This is a genomic window from Chitinophaga sp. (genome assembly GCF_035538455.1).
Taxonomy (GTDB): Bacteria; Bacteroidota; Bacteroidia; order Chitinophagales; family Chitinophagaceae; genus Chitinophaga.
This window is the reverse complement of sequence record NZ_DATLKJ010000194.1, coordinates 1-22085: the sequence shown is the minus strand read 5'-3', so window position 1 is coordinate 22085 and position 22085 is coordinate 1. Positions and strand designations below refer to the sequence as shown.

The following is a 22085-nucleotide window of genomic DNA, read 5'->3' as shown; positions in this document are numbered from 1 at the left end:
ATGAAAACGAAAATATATTTTAGCGCTGTTTTGTTTTTCTCCCTGATGACGATGGGAGGGTGCAAAAAGTTCCTGGATATTAACACAGATCCCAACCATGCAGCGGATGTTCCAGTTACCTACCTGTTGTCTTCTGCAGAAGGCGAGCTGTCATTTGCGGTAGGCAATACACTGGCTATCGCAGGCGGGGTATGGGGACAATACTGGACCCAGAATCCATCTTCTTCGCAATACAAATTGTATGACCAGTACTCACCTGATGCCAGTACTTTTGGCAATGTATGGGAAGTCATGAACTCTGATGCGCTGGAAGATATGCAACAGGTGATTGACAACGGAAAAGCGACCAACAAGCCGCAGTATGTGGCCATTGCCACTATCCTCAAGGTCTATACGTTTCAGCTGTCTACAGATCTCTGGGGGGATGTCCCTTTCAGCCAGGCACTGCAGGGAAAAAATAATCTCAGTCCGGCCTACGACAAGCAATCAGATATTTATAATGGCCTGGTGAAGATGCTGGATGACGCTATTGCCCTCATCAATCCAGATGATCCCAATGTGCCCGGTAATGATGATCTCATCTATCAGGGAGATATGAATCTATGGTTGCGTTTTGCTAATACGCTGAAACTAAAGATAGGGCTGCGTTTATCGAAGGCAGACCCGGCAAGGGCTATGAGTATTGTCAAGAGCCTGGAAGGGAAGGAATTCATGGGATCAGGAGAAACGGGTAAGCAGGATTTCAATGCTACCGGTGGTCAGCAAAACCCTCTCTACGGCGCTATTGCAGGCGCGGTGCTCGGCAAGGTACAGAACCTGGTGGCCAGTAGTACTGCTATCGGTTTTTTCAACGGTCACAATGACCCACGGCTGAAAGCCTTCTTTGATCCGACGCCTGCGGGCACCTTCGTTGGTATTCCGCAAGGAAGTTTTAATGCGCAGACATCGGGTGCGCCTATTTCTCCTCCATCCGCCAAAACCGGGGCTAACGCCAACAATCCAAAGTCGGCCAGTGCGCCAGTGATACTGATCTCTGACTATGAATCTTCTTTCCTGCAGGCCGAAGCTGTTGTAAGGGGCTGGCTAAGCGGTGATGCGGCGGCGCTATATGCTGATGGTATCCGCAATAACTTTGCAGCCTATGGTGTTACCGGCGTTGATGGTTACCTCGCGCAACCTGATATAGCCTTCCCCGTTAGTGGCAGCGCTGCGCAGACAGAAGCCATCATTACACAGAAGTGGGCGGCGATGTGTGGCAACCAGTGTATTGAAGCATGGACAGAATGGAGAAGAACCGGATTTCCTTCCTTCTTCGTTTTGTCACAAGGCTCAATCATAGGACCGGGGCGGTTTCCACAGATATTCCTGTACCCTGCTTCCGAGCTGACCCGCAATCCGAAAGTGCCACCGCAGCACAATGTATTTGATAAAGTGTGGTGGGCTGGTAACTGATGTTTCACTATAAATTACCTCTCCTTATGAAGCTGTCATCTATCATCATACTAGCAGGTGTCTTGCTTGGCGCCTGTAAGAAATCAGATAACGTGATTACACAGATGGTAACGCCTACGTACCCGGTAATTACATTGAGCGGCGAGCCGTTGCTGTCATTAGGGATAGGCGGCACTTACACAGATCCCGGCGCAAGGGCTTTCGACAGCCTCTCCGGCGCTACCACGCAACTGACGCCGTACGCCAATAATGTGGATCTGAGCAAGCCTGGTTTTTATTCCGTGAAGTTCCTGGCGAAGAATGCCTACGGTTATCGCACTTATGCTACCCGCCTGGTGTTGGCTACTACAGTGCCTGCTGCTGATGATATCAGTGGTACTTATAAACGCACGACCAATGGCGCAGTGTTGCATATCGAGAAAGTGGGGACAGGCGCGTACAAACTGGATAATGTGGCAGGAGTGGCAAATAATCCGGATTATATTTTTCCTTTTTACATCGGCTTTACGGACCTGACTACGTTTGTGGGCCCTGCACAGCTTACGCCTTTTGGAGATCTCAGTATAGGCCGCCCGGAGATTGTGCGTAACGGGACCTCTGTACAGTTGTCGTGGTTTATTGATAATGGCTCGTTTCCAACGAATACGCGTACTTTCGTCCGGCAATAACGGAATTGGATCTTGGATAATAAAGGTTAATAAGTCTAATCCCAAAAAGATCGCCCATACAGGATATTACTGTATGGGTGATTCTTTTGGTGTATATGGAAAAGTGATCAAAGAGATTGATATACCGCTATCTTAAACTCATCGCCGATAGACCAGTAAGGGGAGAGGTATTCCTGTGTGAAGATAAGACCGATCAGTCCTTCTTTGGGATCAGCCCAGTAGTGGCTGTTAAACGCGCCGCCCCAGCTGAATGTGCCTACGCTGTAAGGCATCAGGTAATCGTTCTTAGGTGTTTCAAGTGCGAAGCCGCCGAGGCTGAACTGGAAGTTTTCGGGTTGTGCTGGCAGTGGCGAGATGGCCATGGCTGGTGTCAGTTGATTGGTGAGTGCCAGCTCTGCGGTCTTACTGCCGATAATGCGTTTGTTTTTATAAAGACCTTTGTTGAGATAAACGGATAGGAATTTCGCATAGTCGTTGACGGTAGACACGAGGCCAGCCCCCCCGGACAGATAAGTCCCGTGTTGGTTAGGGAAGAGTGGATCCACACCTTCATAAATGGGATGGGTTACTTTCACCATCTTGCCGTCTTTCTCTTCATATAACGTAACGAGCCTGTTTTGTTTTTCTTTGGGGAGATGGAAGTAAGTGTCTTTCATCTCGAGGGGATCGAATATTCTTTGTTTGAGGAAGACGTCCAGTGGCTGGCCGCTCCATATTTCTACGAGGTAGCCGAGAAGGTCTGTATTGAGCCCATAGGTGAAAGCTTCACCAGGGTTATGTTGCAGCGGTTGCTGTGCCAGCAGGTTCATTTTTGTTTTCAGGTCGGAGTCAGTGGTACCGATACCGCTTACTACGCCGGCTTTGCTGTAGATGACCTGCATCTCAGGGTCGGCGAATACGGCGGCGTAGCTGATGCCAGACGTGTGCCGCAGCAGATCCCGGATAGAGATTTCCCTGGTAGCGGGTTTGGTGGTGTAGCTGCTGTCTGCTGCATTGAAGGATACTTTCACGCGCGGGTTCTTAAAAGCAGGGATGAATTTTGATACAGGATCATCCAGCTGGAATTTGCCTTCTTCCCACAGCATCATTACGGCCAGGCTGGTGATGGCTTTGGACTGTGAGGCGATGCGGAATATGTTATCTGTCTGCATTGCCTTTTTGCGTTCCGTATCAGCGTAGCCGAAAGCTTTGTTGTAGACTACCTCTCCATTTCGTATAATCAGTGCCGTTGCACCAGGAATATGTTGTTGTTGTATATGGCGGATGATAACGCTGTCGATATATGCCGTTCTTTCTTTGTTGAGGCCCTGTTGCGCAAGTGCAGGCAAGGCGATGCCGACGGCTGCTATGGCAGCCAGTATCTGATGTTTCATATGAATATAACTGGTAGGTTTTTAGTAGATAGATTTCAGCAGTCCGCCGTCTGCACGGAGAGATGCGCCGTTGGTACCGGATGAAAGCGGGCTGGCGATGTAAGTAACGAGGCTGGCTATTTCATTTACATCTTCAAAGCGTTGCAGTAGTGAGGTAGGCCGGGTGGTTTTGAAGAATTCTTTTTCCGCCTGCTGGATGGTGATGTTCTGTGCTTTTGCCAGGTCTCCTACAAAAGTGGTAAGTCCTTCGGATGCAGTAGGGCCGGGGAGAACAGCATTGACGGTAACGGCGGTGCCTTTGGTGAGCTCTGCGAGTCCGCGGCTGATGGACAACTGGGCGGTTTTAGTCATGCCGTAGTGGATCATTTCTTCCGGTATGTTGATGGCAGATTCGCTGGAGATAAAGATAATGCGGCCCCAGTTGCGTTGCAGCATGCCGGGCAGGAGCTGGCGGGAGAGACGTACACCACTCATGACGTTCACTTCGAAGAAGCGAAACCAGTCTTCATCTGGAATATCGGTGAATGCTTTCGGTTCAAAGATGCCGGTATTGTTAATCAGTATATCCGTTTCCGTTAATTGTGATAACAGATTATCGATGTCTTCCTTTTTGGAGAAGTCAGCCGCGATGCCATTTACTATGGCGTCTTTAACTTCCTGTTTCAGGCGGTTCACCGCTTCGTTTACCCGTTCAGATGATCTGCCGTTGATAGTTACCGCTGCACCTTCCCGGAGTAGTTGTTTGGCGATGGCAAATCCGATTCCCTGTGTTGAACCGCTGACGAATGCACGTTTGCCTTTAAGTTTAAGGTCCATGATATTAAAATTGATGTTTGTGTTGTTTTTGTTTTGACACTACAAATTTGCAACCAGTTTTGGTATAAATAAAATAGTATGATTTATAGATTAGTATAAATTTATTTATAGATTTGCCTATGATCAATTTTGAATGGTATCGTACATTTAAGGCCATCTATAAAACCGGTACGTTAACCGGGGCCGCCCAGGAACTGCTGATTTCGCAGCCGAATGTAAGCCAGCATTTGTCGTCCCTGGAAGCATATATCTGTCATCAGCTTTTTGAGCGCCAGCCACGAAAGATGGTGCCCACGGAATATGGCAAGCTGTTTTATACCCAGATTGTGGAAGCGGTGGAAAAGCTGGAGAACGTGGAATCAGATTTCCGTTTTGCCTGTGAGAAGCGTATGCCGTTGACCTGCGTTGGCGCACCGCTCGAGTTTTTTGAATCGGTGCTGGCGCCGGTCATATCACAGTCCAGAGCAGAGCTGATCTTCGAGTTCGGCCTTACGAAACCACTGATGGAAAAACTGGTGAAGGGTGATATCAGCTTTGTATTTTCCACCGCAAACGGGAACGAGAAGAATATTGCGTATGAGCCTGTATTAGCCGAGGAGTTTTTATTGGTAGGAAGCCCCGGCCTGGATACCAGCACCTTTAAAAAGGCCATCAACAAAGAGTACTACGACAAAGCAGAAGAATGGCTCATGGAGCAGGACTGGTATGCGTATAGCAGTGACCTGTCTGTTATCCGCCGGTTCTGGCAGGCTAACTTTCAGAAGCGCCCTGTATTAAAGCCGCGCTTTGTGATACCGGACTATAATGCAATCCTCAAAGCACTGAGTTACGGCAACGGGCTGGCTATTGCTTCCAATTACCTGGTGAAGGACCCGCTGAAGCAGGGCAGGTTGAAAGAAGTATGGGCCGGGCACACTGCCACCACTAATACTATTTACCTGGCATATGATAAAACCAAGATGGCCACTGCGCAGATAAAGATCGTGAAAGACCTGTTGCAGGAGGAGCTGGTTACGCATTAAGCTCATCAGCCTGCTGGCGGCCTTTGGGAGTGAGATAAGGATAGAACAGGTTGGAAAATATCCTGCCGTAGTGTTTTACCGCCTTTTTCCCCTTAAGGTTAAGTTTTATTTCATTGTGTGAAAGAAAGAAATCACCAAAGATATACATCTGGGTGATCAGGTCTTTCCATACCTGGTCAGGAAGATCTTTGCGGAAGATGCCCTGGTCTTTCATCAACCCGAACATCTGCATGAACTGTTGTTCGCGGGGCTTGTCCCAGCTATTGTAGATAGTTTTTATAGATGGCACGCGGCGTACCACTTCCACGAAGTGGAGGAATATAAAACGGTAGTGCAGAATTACATCAAAGAGACTTTCCATTTTTTCTCTCCATTCCCTGAAGGTGGTGAGGGGAGTAGTATCCCCTTTCGCGAGGTATGCGGTCATGTCGTCTGTTAGCTGATTGAACAGGGTAAGAATAATGTCGTTGGTGTTTTTATAGTGATACTGCACATTACCATGGCTAATACCCAGTTCCTTTGCAATATGACGTATGGTTATGGCGTCAATTCCATGCTCATTAAAGAGTTTCAGGGCTGCTTCCCTTATTTTTGCTTTAGTGTCTGTCATTAGTACAAATGTACTAATTTCCTGATTGCGGACCGGTGTATTAATTTATTTGAATTTAATATTATATAATTCCATAATTTTATCAATTGTATTAATTTTAACGAGAGCAGAGAACCTGTTCTTTTTATAAAAACGTAGCGAAATACTACCCTGTCCTATGAAGCTGCTATTTTTCCTATTCTTTGCATTCGTGCAGCTGGCTGCGTATGGGCAGGCAGCGGCGCCTGCAGCGAAGAAAGGGAAGTACGAAACGGAGTTTAAGATGAAGGAGGGGAGTTATCTCGGCTTTGCGCAGGTGAATCTCAGTCTTGGTGAAATTGGTTTTAAGGTGGAGGTACTCTGTGATCAGAAGAAGAGCAACGCACGTCTGGAGTTTCGTATAGACAAGCCCAAGGGCAAGGTTATCGGTACGCTGGAGATCCCCTATACCGGCGACAGTACTTACGCTTTGAAGCTTACCGGCAACCTGCGGCATGCAGAAGGCGTTCATGATTTATATCTCGTAGCCCGCGGAAATATCACTTTCAGTATCACGTCTTTCTCCTTTATTCATAATTATTAGTATAGTCATTCCCGTTAGTTGAAAATTTTTTTGGAAAAATAAAATGAGTGATTATCTTTGCGCTCCCTGACACAATCAGAGTAGCCCAGATGGCGAAATTGGTAGACGCACTGTGTTCAGGTCGCAGCGCCTGCAAGGGTGTGCTGGTTCGAATCCAGTTCTGGGCACTTGGAAGGGTTTGTAAGTTTAACTTACAAACCTTTTTTGTTTGACGTCCCCCCGCAAAACCGGGGACCACTGAAAACTGGAGAAAGCCGGGCAATGATTCCCGATTAAAATCGTCTATTACGTTTAACAACCGGAACTTCCTGCCGTCCACCAGGGCGTCACACATAAAATCGATACTTCATACCTCATTTGGAGCTTCGGGTACTAACAATGCTTCTTTGATCCGTAAGGAAGGCGGAGCTTAACCCGCCGACGAATATTCAGCTTTAGGTCAGTATACATGCGATAGGCATGCATGGCACACAAAGAAAGGACGCCCCACCATTAGGACGTCCTCTTGTCACCCTTGATATATATAAAGGGTCTATAGTTATGCGTTGGTAAATAGGAAGCATTTATTAAAATGCGCCAAGTATAGCATCTGTGTACGCTTTATTTGCGTTAGCGGCATAGACCATGACACCTGCTTTGTCTGGTGAAGGATGCCACTGCGCGTGACTAACGGCAGAGGCCTGGCTGTTATAGTCGTGCACCATACCATCCATTACTTTAGCATTGCCCAGTGTGGCGGCCCAGTAATTGAAACGGGAGGTATTGTCGCTGAAGTAAGCCATGTCCATCACAAAGTTCATATAATTAGCGAGTGCCGGATCTCTGAAAGAAGGTCCAGGCTCACCACCAGAGTATACGGCGGCGGTATAAATTTTAGAGCCGCTGGCTGAAGATAACGGACCAAAATATCTACCCAGTTCTTTGATCATGTTGCGATAATTGGAATTATCGTAGGCGCCATGTTCAACATCCAGGGCGATACCGTCAAGTCCAACCTTATTCACGCAGTTATTAATGAACGAAGCAAACTGCGTGTACGTATATGAGGTACCGTTATAGGTAGTGAATGGGGTACTTGTGCTCCATGAGGCAGCATCATCCACATTCATCAATACCTTTACCCCACGGGCGCGTAGTGTCTGGATGTCGTCTAATATCTGTTTTTTTGAGTTGTAGATGCTGTTTACCATCCATCCGCTGTTATAATTTACGGTATCTGCCAGTTCCCACAGGGTACCTTCAAATACAATCACGATGTTGGCCCGGTCGGTGAAGTTGACAAGGGATTTGTAACCCTGGTTGACTGGTGCAGCATCGAATGTATAATAGGCTACTTTGTTTCTGCCAGGAGCAGGCAGGGCACGAGGGTTTGCTTCTACTGTAGCTTTGCTGCTAACAGGAGCAAGCGCGCTCTCATTTTTCTTACAAGCGTTAAGGGCTACCAATGATACCATTGATAGTGCTACTACAAATTGCTGAATTTTCATAATGAGGAGGTTTTATGGTAAAAAATCGAGATGCAAAATGCGATTACTTCTTACTGTCCCACCATAACCTTGTTTCACCGTCATCTGGCCCGTTGAGTGTCTGTATTGCTCTGTCATAACCAGGCTTGTTATTCGATTGATACTTAGCCGGAATTGGCAGCCTGCGGATAAATTTTTTGATCAGGCCTCCACTGTTGTTTACTACAACAGGGAACAATTTGGGATAACCGGTTCTTCTGAATTCTGTCCATGCCTCTTGTCCGTCGGGATAGACAGCGATCCATTTTTGGGTAATAATGCGTTCTAATTGTTGTTCAGGGGGCGCAGCATCATCCCATTTAATAGTAATGGTGCTAAGGTTGGGATCTTTTACAGGAACATCGTTGTTACCGGGCACCTGAGCTTTAGGATCAACATAAGGTGCTGCTGTAGAGGTATTGTCGTTTGCATATGCAGCAGATGATCCGGCAGCCCATTCGTCAAAAGAGGCGGATATGCCTTTGTTATAGTTGTCTGCTTCATTTCCGGCATTGGCCCAGCCATTGAGGGCTGCTTCTGCCATCAGGAAATAGGTTTCTGCTGCGGAAGCCAATTTAGCCTTTCCATCTTTAGGGTCGAAATAATCACCGGAAGCGGCTTTGGCTAAAGGGATGGAATAACCTGAATACCGGGATTTATCATCAATGGCCACTCCATTTCTGATGCCAATATATTTTCCTGCTACGGCAGGATCAGTAGCAGGAGCTGTCATATGGGGCAGGCGGGGGTCATTATAACCAGTTAAGAAACTGACAAGTGGCGCCCCTATGCGGATATCGTCCCATCCGATAATTTCACTGATCGGATGACGCATCCCGAAATCTACCAGTGCATTGGCGGCGTTGTCTGTGATAAGCCCGCCACTTGCCGGCGCCAGCGCCTTTTCGCCTTGTATTCTGGCAGTAGTAGCATCCACATAGTTAATTCTTATCGCCAAACGCAGACGCAGGGTATTTACCAGTTTTAACCAATTGGTGGCATTACCGCTATAAATGATATCCGCTTTGGTAAAGGCAGCTAATACTTTCTTTGATCCTGTGGTAAAAGGCTTTAGTAAATTGGCTGCATCATCAAGATCTGCGAAGAAAGCGGTATAGGCATCTTTCTGTGAATCATAATCTACAGAGAGATCTGCATTGGCCTTGCCAAATTTTGTGTAGATGATAGGTCCAAAGATGTCTGAGGTGCGATGCAAAGCTAATACCTTAATGGTTTTTGCCATAGCATTGGTAAAGGAAAAATCAACGCTTTCATAGCTGGTGGTTAGTTTCGAATAGTCGCTGAGTACCTGCAGCACATTGTTATAGGCAACATCCAGGATAGCTGTATTCCATCCGTCCATCATGAAGTAGTTAGTGTTATTTATGCCGCCGTTAAATGGAGCGGGTGACATCATAAACCCGCTATAGATATCAGCATTTAGATTTTGTTGTATCTGATAGTTACCGGAGCTTTGAATAGCTTTCTGTGCATTCTGTAATGGCAGGACGATCTGCTTGAAATCGGCCTTGAATATATCTTCTGTGATCCCTGCAGGATTGGTATTCAATGACTCAAAATTTTTTGTACAGGCTGAGAGCAGCACGGCTGTCATCATAGCATAACAGCTCTTATATAAGGAGGTTTTCATGTTAGTTCATTTTTAGAAAGAACAATTGGTCATTCATCGCGGCTAACCTTTTACAACGTGGCTTTAAGGCTGAAACCGAGGCTGCGGTAGGTAGGCAGGCCAAACACATCTACCCCGACACCACCGGGATTAACAGCCGCCACCTGTTCCGGATCAAACGGAGCCTTATTACACAGGAAGAAGAGATTATTACCAACGGCGCTGAAGCGCACCTGTTTCACCAGTTTATTCAGTTTCAGGGTATATGATACCGAGAATTCTCTCAGGCGGATCGCAGTGGCATCATACATATACGCTTCTGCAACAGGAGTTTTACCACCAATTGCTTTATAGTAATCTTTTGCGTCTACAGTTGCTGTTACTGATTTACCATTTTCATCTACCGCATCCGGAATTGTTATCTTTCCGCCGTTATCGCGGGTGTCACCTGTTCTTTTGCTAACGCCCATCTGGTCCATCAAGGCTTCTGTAATGCTGAGTACTTTACCGCCAAATTTTCCATCCAGCAGGAAGCCAAAGGTGAAATCATAGATGTTTATACTATGGCTCCAGCCAATGATGGATTTAGGGTTGGGATTACCCAGGTAAATGTTGTTCACGGAGAGCGGCATGTTATCGGAACCGACTACAATATGTCCGGCTGCATCTCTCTTAAATCCGCGGCCATAGATGTCGCCAAATGAGCCTCCCTGTACCAGGAATCCGGAGCCACCGCTCAGGGCATACTTCTGATCAGCAGAAGGAGCGGCTACGATAGAGGGGTTGAAGAGTTCAATAACTTTGTTTTGGTTATAGGAATAGTTGATGGTGGTACTCCAGTTAATTGCATGCGTTTTAATTACATTGAAAGTCAAGGCTACTTCCACGCCGGTATTCTGAATATTACCTCCGTTTACATCTGCAGTGGTACCGGCGCCAAGGCCTGGCGCTACAGTAATATTTTGGAAGAACTGGTTGGTAATATTGGATTTATACACTGTTATGTCCAGTGACAGGCGATTCTTCAGTATGCTCCACTGCGTTCCGATTTCCAGTGATTTATTTTTTTCCGGCTGCAGATAGTATCCGGCTACATGTATCGGATTACTTGTTGGCGGGGTGGAAATACCTGCATTGAAGGTATATAGCGGACGCGTTCTGAATGGATCAATATCATTACCAACTACGGCATAGGATACACGAACCTTTGCATAATCAAACAGATCAGGAAGGTTGAATATCCTGCTCAGCACGGCACTTATGCCTCCTGAGTAATAGTTGAATCCTCTGTTGGCGGTAGGAGTATAGGCAAGGGTAGATGACCAGTCATTCCTATCGGTCAGATTAATGAATACTTTATCCTTGTATCCCAACTCCACCGCACCAAAAACAGATTGTATCTGGCGGCGAATGGCGGTATTCTGATTTACTGCCCTGGAAATATTGCTCCAGTCAATGGCAGATTCCATAAATACATTGGGAACAGCAAGTGCCCCGCGTACAATCGTGGTTGCACCTTTCTGGTCCTGGACAGAGCTACCCAATGTCACGTTCAATACCAGGTCAGTATTCAGGTTCTTATTGGCCTGTAATACAACGTCGCCATATAATGTCTGGTTATTGGTCTTGTTCACATTCAACAACCCGTTATCTGGCGCAAGGGTGGATTGGGTGGTGGCATAGGTATTACGCTGGAACGCATTCTGATAGTAGTTGTAGTTGCCTCTTAGCTGTGCTGTTAACCAGTCATTAATGGTATATCTGAGCGTAAGGGCAGTATAAAGATTCCTGTTTTCATTATCGGTAGGGTTTCGGTGGAGTATCCAGTAAGGGTTTTGTTGGTAGTCCTCACCGGTGAAACCTTTATCGGTATTGATGTTCCACCAGTTCTGCGCCATCAGATAGCGGGTGGCGGAAGCGAATTCGTAATTTGTGTACTGGTTAAAGTTGATGCCTCTTGGAAAAGCGTATAGCCCTGTCAGTGGGTTGAAATATACCCCGGGATTTATACGGTTATGTGTATGCTGGATAGATCCCATGAAGGTTCCATCAACAGTGAGCCTGTCGTTCAGGAATTTGCCGGATTCGCGGAAGGTGAGAGCGTTTTGTTTCAGGGTATTGGTGGGTACTATCCCTTTATTATCTGTGTTAGAATAAGAGAGATAGTTGGATGTTTTATCATTCCCCCAGGTCATACCTACACTGTTGATCCAGGTCATACCTGTCTGGAAGAAATGCTTGATATAATTGGACGATGGTGTGGCAACGCCTTTGAGCCCCCAGCTGTCTTCGCTTCCCGGTGTGGTGGCAGTAGCGGGTGAAGTTTGACGGTAGCTGAATTGTTCCTCAGGGAATTTATAGGCCTGATCGAAAGTCATGCTACTAGCCAAATCGACCTTAGAAATACCCGCTTTCGCTTTTTTTGTCGTAATGAGAATAACCCCATTACTACCCTGACTACCGTAAAGGGAAGATGCTGAAGGCCCTTTTAGGACGTTGATGCTCTCTATATCTTCCGGGTTAATGGTACTGAGTATATCACCGCCATCAGCTGTAGAGTTATACCATTCCGCATTGGCGCCACCGGTGGGGTTGATGAGAGGTAATCCATCTATCACATAGAGCGGCTGGCTGTTGCGGGTAGATTTTTCACCTCTGATAACAATACGCACGGAGCCACCGGCCCCACCGGAAGTCCGGTTGATTTGTACACCGGAAACCTTTCCACTGAGGCTATTAAGCACGTTGGTGCTTTTTACCGTATTCAGTTCCTGTGTACCTAATTGCTGTGTAGCATAGGTAAGGTTAGACACTCTTTTACTCAGGCCAAGTGCCGTAACAACAGTTACTTCACCTATCTGGCGGCTATCGCGGTTCAGTTTCAGGTTTATACCTTTATCAGCAGCATATACTGTTACTGTCTTAGATTCAAAGCCAATGAAACTGATTTCGAGAAAACCTGAGCGTTCTTTGAGCGCAATGGAGAAAAGGCCGTTTTGATCTGTGGTGGTACCGGTGGTTGTGCCTTTCAGCTTGATGCTGGCACCTATCAGCGGTTGATTCCTGTCATCGCTGATACGCCCGGTTACCAGGTGGCTGGAGTCTTGCCTAGGTACCTGCTCGTCTCTTTGCCTGATGATGATGGTTTTTTCTATCAATGAGTAACTGAATGGGATGCCGGGAAAGCATTTTTGCAATACATTATCTATGGTACTGTTGGTGACGCAGAAAGTTACTGAACTTGTCTGGTCCAGGAGAGACTCATCGCAAACCAGGTAGTAGCCGGTTTGTTTCCTGATCTCGTTAAATACTTTCTTCAGGGAAGCATTCTTCACTGTCAGGGATATCTGTTGAGAATATCCTGTGGCACTTACATGCAGACTGACAGCCAACATAAAAATAGCAGTCCACTTCATTAAAAGTAATATTTTGAATCTATGGCCCCAGGTATAGGAATACCAGCTGCAAATATTGATTTTTTGCATACATTTGTATGGTTGAGTAAAAATAAATAGCTGTAAGCAAGTTTGTTTAATACTTGACACTGACCAGGAATGTGAGCGCATTCCTGGTCTTTTTTTTAGAATAACATTGTTGAATTATCTACATGCGTAGGTTGTTTTGGTGAATCAATAACGTGAATTATCGTTTTGGCTGTTTGTTTAAAAAAATGATTTAGTCTTTTGGCATAATCACAAGTTTCTTCCCTTTCAGGCGGCTGTCTACGCCCATTCCTTTCAGTACGTTTAAGGCGCCGGATAATACGCCATTACGGGGAATCGTACCTACAAAGCGTTTTTCGGGTAAGGAGCCTTCATAAACGATTTCGAGGCCATACCACCGTGCCAGTTGCCGGATGATGCTTTTGAGGTCGGCATGTTCGAAACTGAAGTACCCGTTTTTCCACGCCAACGCTTCTTCTTCATTGCTGGCCAGGGCCACCAGGGTTGATTGATTTCGGTTATACCGCCCCTCTTCTCCGGGTTTAAGGAGAAGAGGCTTATTGTCGTTCCAAAGTTGAACGGCGCCCTGTAACAGTGTAGTGCGTATGTTTTCTTCATCAGGATAGGCCATCACATTGAATCGCGTTCCCAGTACCTTGATATTTATTTTATTATTAACGGTGACATTAAAGGGGTGACGGGCATTTTCAGCTACTTCAAAATAGGCTTCTCCCTGCAAAGCTACATCACGCTGCAATTCTCTGAAATCAGTAGGGAAATGCAAGGATGAACAGGAGTTGAGCCATACCCTGGAGCCGTCCGGTAATACTATCAGAAACTGTCCGCCTGGCGGGGTTGAGATCGTATTAAATTCCACGGGTGTATCCTGTTTGCCGGAAACATGATATTCAATTTGTCCGGCACCATTCTTCTTAATGGTAAGACCAGACTGACTTACAATGATTCCCTGCCTGCGGGAATCCAGTATTACTTCTTCTCCGTTTGCCAGCGTTAATATTGCTTTATCACCACCAGGGCCAACGTCGTTCTGCAGCGCTTGTGCCTTCGCGCCTTGCCGGTGGCCGGGTTTGATATTGAAATAATACAGTGTAGCCGATACTGTTATCAGCACAGCTACCGACGCGGCAGCCCACCATTTTATTTTAGATACATATACAGGTTGAAGTATATGCTTACCGGCAAAGGCATGTTCCTGAATCCTCCCATATATAGCTTTACCCAGTGGATCCGTAGTATCCTTTTCTGCAGGTAATAGCTCCCAATCTTTATCAATGAGTGTTTCCAGATTATTCGAATACTCATTGGAAGTCAGTAAAGTTTCCAGCTGCTCTTTTTCTTCTGCACTGATATTGCCTGCTAAATACTTGTCCAGTAACTGTTTAAATACTTGCTGTTGTTCCATAAGCTTACATAATCATCGGCCTTCTACATTAAAGGACGCAAAAGAAGAGAGATAGGGGACATGTTGAAAAAAAAATTGTAGGGAGATGAAGAAAGAGATTGTAATCTATTTATTGACTTCAAGGTATTGACGGATAGATACTAATGCACGGACAATATGTTTTTTAACGGTTTCCCGAACAATGCCGGTGCGGGATGCGATCTGATCATAGGAAAGGCCCTGTTCTCTGCTTAATTTGAAAATATGGCGACGCTGAGGGGGTAATTGTTCTATCGCTTTGGAGACAAGTGCGGCTGATTCGCGGGATATAGTTATTGTATGGGGCAGATGACTATCGTCGGTACTTAGTTCCATATTGGTGTCTAACGCAATCTGGGGGAGTTGGTGTTTGCGCATATAGGAAATTACCTCGTTGCAGGTGACCACCCGGAGGTAACCGTCCATGCACTGCACAGTCCCAAGCGTACTGCGTTTTAGCCATAATTTAATGAAAATGTTCTGTACAATATCCTCCGCCTCCTGGGGCTGTTTCAAATAAGTGAGTGCTATTTTGTATATCTTCTTCCAATACCTGTTATATAGTTCTTTGAAGGCATCCTGACTACCCTGGGCTAACAATTCGCATAAATCTTCTTCAGACAACAAATTGTTCATTGTTCTTGCATTTGTATAAACTGATCAGGGATAAAGCTAGTAAAAATAAAGTAACAAAAAAAATTGCGACGGCCTTGCACAATTTTCTATTATCCGGCTTTTCTTCTTCAGGAAGTAGTCGGTTTTTTTGGGAAATAATAAAAGTTGGTCCGGTATTATTTCAGTGCTGGAAATATTGTAAGGTTAACTTATAACCATTTTCTTTTTTGATTAAGTATTGTTTTTACCGCTTATAGTTCTGCCTGTATGAACTCGTTTTTTGATCTTTTGATAACGACAGTGTTCATTTGAATAAATAATTATGTTTCGCTGATGGATACCTCACCTGTGAATCTTTCCAGGCAGGCTTTTAACCGTTGCAGGTCTTTAAATTCACTGACGCTGTAGTAATCAGTTAACGGATATTCAATGATTTGTTTGTCGGTGAGATACAGGCGCATTGTCTTCATATCAAAATCAGAACAGAGATCGATCCGGGCAATTGTCTTCCAGGCCAGCTGGGGTGCATGCATAAATGTTAATCCTTCAGGGTGTAGCGTAATAATTGGTAGCTGCTTACCATCTGCAACAACCCTCTGTATAGTACGAATCATCACAAATGCAAAGAGTAACCCCAGAGAGAAAAAACCGGCGGTTAACAAGGCATCTGTCCATTCTGTACTGCCTAAGGCCATCTTTAGTAACCGGACTGTATAATAGAACAATGTAATAAAGAGCCCAAAGGGAATGAAGGCCAGATGGTTCCTGTCGTTGTACAGTTTGCTTTTTTCTTTTATCCGCAGTATCCATTCTGTAGCACATAAACACAATATACATGCAATAAAACAAGCCGCTGAGGGGAGTAATGCACCAAATTCAGCAGCACTTTCCCTTATAGACATGATCGGCCATATGATGAAGAGACCGGAGAGCAGAAATAGTATCAGTACATGAAAGTACCTGCTCTCATAATTAATCTGGTCTTTATAAATGATGATATTGTCGCCGCTGGTTTTCAATAGCTGTCTGACATTAACTGGTTAAATGGATGCTGTGAGCAAGTTAAAAATTTTCAGCCATTGAAGCATTTATCCCTGCTTCAGCAGCATCAGATCCGGCTGGGCATACTTGTATACCTTAAAATAAATAGTAGTATTGGTCTGGTGTACGCCTTCCAGTGCAGACAGCTCATTTACAAATTCTACCAGGTGCTCATTGTCCCGGCACATCACATTGACTTCCAGATCATACGCGCCTGATGTCATTGCCAGGAAACTGACTTCCGGCATTCTGGCAATTTTTTTTGCGACCTGTTCTTTCAGCGTGGCCGGTCTTACGTATACTGCAATATGCGCATAGGCGCGGAATCCTACCTTATCAGGATCTACACGGCCTATAATGCTGATGGTAGCGTCTTCGATCAACTTATTGAATCTTGTCCTGACCGTGCCTATAGAAACATTGAGCTGATCGGCGATGACGGTAAAAGAAACTCTTCCATCTTTCTGTAAATGAGTCAGAATAGAAAAATCCAGGTCGTCCAGCTCCGTATTTAATTTAATACCTGACTTATTTTTTCCCATTGGCTATTTATGGAATTATTAAAAGATGCAGAAAATTCAGAAAATACATATTAAAAATACATTTTTTTTAGTATATTCATTTAATAGTATAAAAAATGTAGTTACCCATATTAAAAGACCCCCACGCATGAAATACGGACAACTTAAAAACTTTGTCAACGGCAGCTTCAGGGATGTTACATCCGGAAGGACACTGATAATTACTTCTCCTATAGACGGTACACCACTTGCAGAGATGCCGTGTTCCACAGCAGCAGACCTTGAAGAGGCGGTAAAAGCAGCAAAGGCGGCATTTCCAGGCTGGAGCAAAACGCCAATAAAGGAACGGGTGCAGGTCTTCTTCCGGTATAAATATTTGCTGGAAAAGCATCTGCAGGAATTATCTGAAATCGTGAGTGAAGAAAATGGTAAAACGCTGAGCGAAGCTGTGGCAGAGGTGGAGAAGTGTATTGAACTGACAGAGTTTGCCACTTCATTACCGCAGTTGATAACGGGCGAGGTGCTGGAAGTGAGCAAGGGGGTGGAATGCAGAACATCGCATGTGCCGTTGGGAGTGGTCGCTTCCATTGTACCGTTTAATTTCCCCGCTATGGTTCCTAACTGGACCATCCCCAATGCTATTGCACTGGGCAATTGTATGATCATGAAACCATCAGACAAGGTGCCGATCAGTCTTACAAAAATTGCCGTGCTGTTAAAAGAGGCCGGATTGCCTGACGGTGTTTTTAACATTGTAAACGGGGACAGTGAAGTTGTCAATGCTATCTGCGATCATCCCGATATTGAAGCAGTGTCTTTTGTTGGTTCTACCAAGGTGGCAAAGATCGTTTACCAGCGGGCTACGCAGCAATTGAAACGTTGCCTTGCACTGGGCGGCGCCAAAAACCACCTGCTTGTGTTACCGGATGCAAAGCCCGATATGACTGCACAGAATATAGCAGCATCTATGAGTGGTTGCGCCGGGCAGCGTTGTATGGCTGCATCTGCAATGGTAGGTATAGGGCAGGTGGATCACATTGTCGCAAAGATTTGTGAGGAAGTAAAAAAGATTATCCCCGGAGAAAACCTGGGCGCCGTCATCAACAGAGAATCAAAAGAAAGAATCGAAGCCTATATCACTGCCGCTGAAAAGCAGGGCGCCAGTATACTGGTGGATGGCCGTGGCGCCAAGGTAGCAGGCAAGGAAAATGGTACCTATGTGGGACCTACCGTAATAGATTATGTAACACCGGAAATGGATGTTGCCAGAGAAGAAATTTTCGGCCCTGTTATCAGCATTCTCAGAACAAATACGATAGATGAAGCGTTGGCCATTGAAAATGCTAATCCGTACGGGAACGCTGCAGCGGTATTTACGCAGAACGGCGGAATGGCGCGTTACGTAGTGGATAGAGCCAGTGCCGGTATGATTGGTATTAATGTGGGGGTGCCCGTACCCCGTGAACCTTTTTCTTTCGGCGGCTGGAATGAAAGTAAATTCGGTGTAGGGGATATAACAGGAAAAAGTTCTATAGAATTCTGGACAAAGCTGAAGAAAAGCACTACCAAATGGAATCCAGAAGAAGGCATAAACTGGATGAGTTAACATCAATAACGCCAACAAAAAATATGCTATGTCTGAAATCATTAAAGTATCAAACGCAGAGGAAATTATTCAGGACAACCTGGATTACACATTGTTTTCGTGGAGTAAACAGAACGGAATTGCGCCCATTGCCGTAAAGTATGCCGCCGGTGTTTACCTATACGATTATGATGAAAAACGATATATCGATTTTTCATCCGGCCTGGTTAATGTGAATATCGGTCATGGCAATCCGCGGGTTACAGCGGCAGTGGTGCAGCAGATGCAGGAAGTAAGTTATGTAACTCCGGGTTGTGTTACACAGGCCCGTGGCGAACTGGGTAAAAAGCTGGCTGCCATTACCCAGGGAAATCTAAAGAAAACGCTGTTTACCGTGTGCGGCGCGAGCGCTGTTGAAAACGCCATCAAGCTCGCCAGGTTATACACCGGACGGTATAAAATAATTACCCGTTACCGTGCTTTTCATGGAGCTTCCTATGGCACCATGACTGCAGGAGGAGACCCCAGGAAACTGGCGCTTGATTCGCAACAGGCGCCCAACTTTGTTCACGTGGAAGATCCGTATTGCTACCGTTGCCCGTTCGGTAAGGAGGTTAACTCCTGCCAGCGTGAATGTGTGAGCCACGTAGAAAGGGTCATTGAGTTTGAGGGACCTGAAAATATAGCAGCTATCCTGATGGAGGGCGAAAGTGGCACTTCCGGATGTATCAAATATCCGCCAGATTATCTGCAAAAAATAAGAGCATTATGCGATAAGTATAATATACTTCTGATTGCAGATGAAGTAATGAGCGGCTTTGGCAGAACGGGCAAATGGTTTGCCTGTGATGTACATGGTGTGGTGCCGGATATGATCGCTGTTGCAAAAGGTATCACTGCCGGATACCTCCCGCTGGGGGGCGTTATTGTGAGTGATGCCATTGCTGATTATTTTAATGACAAAACACTATGGCTGGGACTTACCTACTCTGCGCATCCTGTTTCTTGTGCTGCAGCCGTGGAAGTATTGAAAATTTATGAAGATGAACACCTGATAGAAAATGCTGCCGTCATGGGTGTATATATTGAACAACGGGTAACGGAAATGAAAGAACGTCATCCCAGTATCGGCGACTTCAGAACCACCGGCTTGCTGGGATGTTTAGAACTGGTGAAGAACCGCAGCACAAAAGAGCCGATGGCGCCTTTCAATGCAAAGCCGGATGAGATGGCCGTAATGAATAAAGTGGCGGCGAAACTGAAACAACTGGGGATGTACACTTTTATTCGCTGGAATTATGTTTTCATTGCACCTCCCTTGTGCATCACCCGTGAGGAAGCCGACGAAGGTCTGGCTATGATTGATGAAGCATTGTACATCGCGGATGAATATGCCATATAAGCCAATTATAGTTATTCATAAACCCTGCGGCTTTTATGATATAAAAAACAAACGATGAGCCCCGGTAATGTAAACATACCACACACTGCCTTGTACAGCGAGGATCTCGCACCTGTTCCCGTTGCCGGAAGAACATGGAATACCTGGAACTATGCCGCCCTATGGATCAGCATGAGCCTGTGTATTCCTACCTATATGCTGGCGAGTTCATTGATTGATGGCGGCATGAACTGGTGGCAGGCTATACTCACCATCTTTCTCGGTAATATGGTGGTGCTGGTACCTATGTTGCTGAACGGGCATGCCGGCGCCAAATATGGTATTCCATTTCCGGTGTTTGCCAGGGCCAGCTTCGGAACCAGGGGCGCTAATATTCCCGCTATGCTGCGCGCCGTAGTGGCGTGCGGATGGTTCGGAATACAAACATGGATAGGCGGTTTTGCACTGTATCAGATGCTGCATCTGTGGATACGTTCACTGGCCGTAATGCCGGCAGTATTTCCTGCCTCATTCGGTTTGGCTACAGGCCCTGCCATCTGTTTCCTGTTTTTCTGGGCGGTGAATATGTATGTCGTTTACCTGGGTATTGACAGTATCAAAAAGTTGCTGGTATTTAAAGCGATATTTTTACCACTGGCAGCACTGTCATTACTATACTGGGCGATTACATCAGTGAATGGCGGGTTGGGGCCCATACTCACACAGCCTTCAAGATTTCATTCCGCTGCTGCCTTCTGGACATTTTTTATTCCCGGACTAACAGGTATGGTAGGTTTCTGGGCCACCCTTTCGCTGAATATACCGGACTTTACCCGGTATGCAGCAAGCCAGCGGGCACAGATAAAAGGACAGGCACTTAGCCTTCCTGCATCCATGACGTTGTTTTCTTTTATTGGGGTGGTTGTGACGTCAGCTACTACATTGGTGTACGGAACTACTATATGGGACCCCGTTGTACTGGCCGGGAAATTTGAAAATAAAATACTGGTGAGCATCGCCATGATTGCTGTCGTAATATCTACGCTGGCCACCAATATAGCTGCAAACATTGTAAGCCCGGCCAATGATTTCGCCAATCTGTCTCCTTCAAAAATTAGTTTCCGGACAGGTGGTTATATCACCGGTATTATTGGCATACTTATTTTTCCATGGAAGCTGGTAGCAGATCCCAGTGGATATATATTTACCTGGCTGGTGGGCTATTCCGGCCTGCTGGGACCTGTAGGTGGAATCATGATTGCCGATTATTATTTCGTACGCAAACAGGAGCTGAATACAAATGAATTATATCAGCCCCAAGGATTATATAGTTACACAAATGGGTTTAACCGGCGTGCGATGATGGCATTGTTGCTGGGCATCATTCCTAATATCCCCGGATTCCTGTCTACCATTCAGTTAATTCCACCAGGTGCTGTGCCACAATGGATCACGCAGTTATACAGCTATGCATGGTTTGTGGGGTTCTTTGTATCGGGAGTCACCTATTTTATTTTCATGAAGTCTTATCAAATATCTTCTACCAGTAATTATAAACAGGAGGTTAATTATGTCAGTGATCGTTAAAAACGGAAGGGTTATAACTGCTACGGATGATTATGTCGCAGATATCCTGATCGATGGCGAAAAGGTGATTGCCATTGGTAAGAACCTGGACGTGAAAGCGGATCGGGAAATTGATGCGTCTGGAATGCTGGTCATGCCTGGTGGTGTTGATCCGCATGTACATCTGGATATGCCGTTTATGGGAACATTTTCCAGCGATACACATGAAACAGGTACCAGGGCTGCATTACATGGCGGCACTACTACTGTGATCGATTTCGTTTTACAAAAGCAGGGCCATTCTTTAAAGGAAGCGCTGAATGAATGGAATAGCAGGGCTAATGGTACTGCTGTTGGCGATTACAGCTTTCATATGGCAGTAACAGATTTTAATGATAATACCAGGAAGGAAATAAGAGAAATGATTGAACAGGAAGGAATCACTTCCTTCAAAACATTCATGGCATATAAAGGTGCGTTGATGATCGATGACCGGCAGATGACTGCCCTGATGCAGGAGGTGAAACAACACGGCGGCCTGGTAACTGTACATGCCACCAATGGAGATATGATCGATTACCTGGTGGCACAGCATAAGGCCAATGGCCAGCTGTCTCCTCTCTATCATTATCTCTCGCAACCGGAAGTAACAGAGGCGGAAGCATCCGGCCGTTTTACGGATATTTCCAATTATACGGGTTGCCCGGGGTACATTGTACATCTTACCTGTGAGGGCGCACTGAATGCTGTGCGCAACGCCACCCGGAGAAACCAGAAAGTGTTTGTAGAAACCTGTATTCAGTATTTGCTGCTGGATGCCTCTTACTATGAAAGGGGATTTGAAAGCGCCAAAT

18 protein-coding genes and 1 tRNA gene are annotated in these 22085 nt (G+C 45.8%); 9 read left to right on the top strand and 10 right to left on the bottom strand.

Translation table 11 applies throughout. The annotated features are described in order from the left end of the window. On the top strand, nucleotides 1–1452 hold the full coding sequence (locus VM802_RS23315; protein WP_325535133.1) for a SusD/RagB family nutrient-binding outer membrane lipoprotein: 1452 nt from the start codon (nucleotides 1–3) through the stop codon (nucleotides 1450–1452). Nucleotides 1453–1478: 26 nt separating this feature from the next. Continuing rightward, the gene (locus VM802_RS23310) at nucleotides 1479–2120 is read left to right on the top strand and encodes an immunoglobulin-like domain-containing protein (protein ID WP_325535131.1); all 642 of its coding nucleotides are present in this window, start codon (nucleotides 1479–1481) and stop codon (nucleotides 2118–2120) included. Nucleotides 2121–2227: 107 nt separating this feature from the next. Here the strand turns inward: VM802_RS23310 and VM802_RS23305 are convergent, their stop codons facing one another. Beyond that, nucleotides 2228–3493: a serine hydrolase domain-containing protein gene (locus VM802_RS23305; RefSeq protein WP_325535129.1), complete on the bottom strand. Its 1266-nt coding sequence runs from the start codon at nucleotides 3491–3493 to the stop codon at nucleotides 2228–2230. A gap of 21 nt (nucleotides 3494–3514) precedes the next feature. After that, the gene (locus VM802_RS23300; RefSeq protein ID WP_325535127.1) at nucleotides 3515–4309 is read right to left on the bottom strand and encodes an SDR family NAD(P)-dependent oxidoreductase; all 795 of its coding nucleotides are present in this window, start codon (nucleotides 4307–4309) and stop codon (nucleotides 3515–3517) included. Between the two features lie 119 nt (nucleotides 4310–4428). On the opposite strand from VM802_RS23300, the gene VM802_RS23295 reads away from it, so the two are divergent. Then, a complete protein-coding gene (locus tag VM802_RS23295; RefSeq protein ID WP_325535126.1) occupies nucleotides 4429–5331 on the top strand; it encodes a LysR family transcriptional regulator in 903 nt (300 codons plus the stop codon). Here VM802_RS23295 and VM802_RS23290 read toward each other — a convergent pair. Continuing rightward, entirely contained in the window at nucleotides 5321–5941 is a 621-nt protein-coding gene (locus VM802_RS23290) for a TetR/AcrR family transcriptional regulator (RefSeq protein ID WP_325535124.1), read from the bottom strand. The genes VM802_RS23295 and VM802_RS23290 overlap by 11 nt on opposite strands. Before the next feature lie 157 nt (nucleotides 5942–6098). On the opposite strand from VM802_RS23290, the gene VM802_RS23285 reads away from it, so the two are divergent. Further along, nucleotides 6099–6503: a carbohydrate-binding protein gene (locus VM802_RS23285; protein ID WP_325535122.1), complete on the top strand. Its 405-nt coding sequence runs from the start codon at nucleotides 6099–6101 to the stop codon at nucleotides 6501–6503. Between the two features lie 83 nt (nucleotides 6504–6586). Next, a tRNA-Leu gene (locus VM802_RS23280) sits at nucleotides 6587–6670 on the top strand. A 399-nt stretch (nucleotides 6671–7069) separates the two neighbouring features. Here VM802_RS23280 and VM802_RS23270 read toward each other — a convergent pair. The 7 genes from VM802_RS23270 to VM802_RS23240 form a co-directional block, all read right to left on the bottom strand. Then, nucleotides 7070–7990, bottom strand: coding sequence for an EndoS/ChiA family endoglycosidase (locus VM802_RS23270; RefSeq protein WP_325535120.1), 921 nt, complete (start codon nucleotides 7988–7990; stop codon nucleotides 7070–7072). 43 nt (nucleotides 7991–8033) lie between these two features. Next, nucleotides 8034–9659, bottom strand: coding sequence for a SusD/RagB family nutrient-binding outer membrane lipoprotein (locus VM802_RS23265; protein WP_325535118.1), 1626 nt, complete (start codon nucleotides 9657–9659; stop codon nucleotides 8034–8036). A gap of 50 nt (nucleotides 9660–9709) precedes the next feature. Next, nucleotides 9710–13054, bottom strand: coding sequence for a SusC/RagA family TonB-linked outer membrane protein (locus VM802_RS23260; RefSeq protein WP_325535116.1), 3345 nt, complete (start codon nucleotides 13052–13054; stop codon nucleotides 9710–9712). Between the two features lie 259 nt (nucleotides 13055–13313). Next, nucleotides 13314–14504, bottom strand: coding sequence for a FecR family protein (locus tag VM802_RS23255; RefSeq protein ID WP_325535114.1), 1191 nt, complete (start codon nucleotides 14502–14504; stop codon nucleotides 13314–13316). Nucleotides 14505–14609: 105 nt separating this feature from the next. Beyond that, nucleotides 14610–15158: an RNA polymerase sigma factor gene (locus VM802_RS23250; RefSeq protein WP_325535112.1), complete on the bottom strand. Its 549-nt coding sequence runs from the start codon at nucleotides 15156–15158 to the stop codon at nucleotides 14610–14612. A 299-nt stretch (nucleotides 15159–15457) separates the two neighbouring features. Then, nucleotides 15458–16156 (bottom strand): hypothetical protein, encoded by a 699-nt coding sequence (locus tag VM802_RS23245; RefSeq protein ID WP_325535110.1) that lies wholly within the window; start codon nucleotides 16154–16156, stop codon nucleotides 15458–15460. A 69-nt stretch (nucleotides 16157–16225) separates the two neighbouring features. Continuing rightward, a complete protein-coding gene (locus VM802_RS23240) occupies nucleotides 16226–16720 on the bottom strand; it encodes an Lrp/AsnC family transcriptional regulator (RefSeq protein ID WP_325535108.1) in 495 nt (164 codons plus the stop codon). Nucleotides 16721–16847: 127 nt separating this feature from the next. On the opposite strand from VM802_RS23240, the gene VM802_RS23235 reads away from it, so the two are divergent. The 4 genes from VM802_RS23235 to VM802_RS23220 form a co-directional block, all read left to right on the top strand. Continuing rightward, the gene (locus VM802_RS23235; RefSeq protein ID WP_325535106.1) at nucleotides 16848–18305 is read left to right on the top strand and encodes a CoA-acylating methylmalonate-semialdehyde dehydrogenase; all 1458 of its coding nucleotides are present in this window, start codon (nucleotides 16848–16850) and stop codon (nucleotides 18303–18305) included. Nucleotides 18306–18333: 28 nt separating this feature from the next. After that, nucleotides 18334–19686: an aminotransferase class III-fold pyridoxal phosphate-dependent enzyme gene (locus VM802_RS23230; RefSeq protein WP_325535104.1), complete on the top strand. Its 1353-nt coding sequence runs from the start codon at nucleotides 18334–18336 to the stop codon at nucleotides 19684–19686. Nucleotides 19687–19740: 54 nt separating this feature from the next. Further along, nucleotides 19741–21252, top strand: a complete 1512-nt coding sequence (locus tag VM802_RS23225) for an NCS1 family nucleobase:cation symporter-1 (RefSeq protein WP_325535102.1) — start codon at nucleotides 19741–19743, stop codon at nucleotides 21250–21252. Beyond that, the coding region (locus VM802_RS23220) for an amidohydrolase family protein (RefSeq protein WP_325535100.1) at nucleotides 21236–22085 on the top strand (850 nt) is incomplete at its 3' end. The genes VM802_RS23225 and VM802_RS23220, both read left to right, overlap by 17 nt.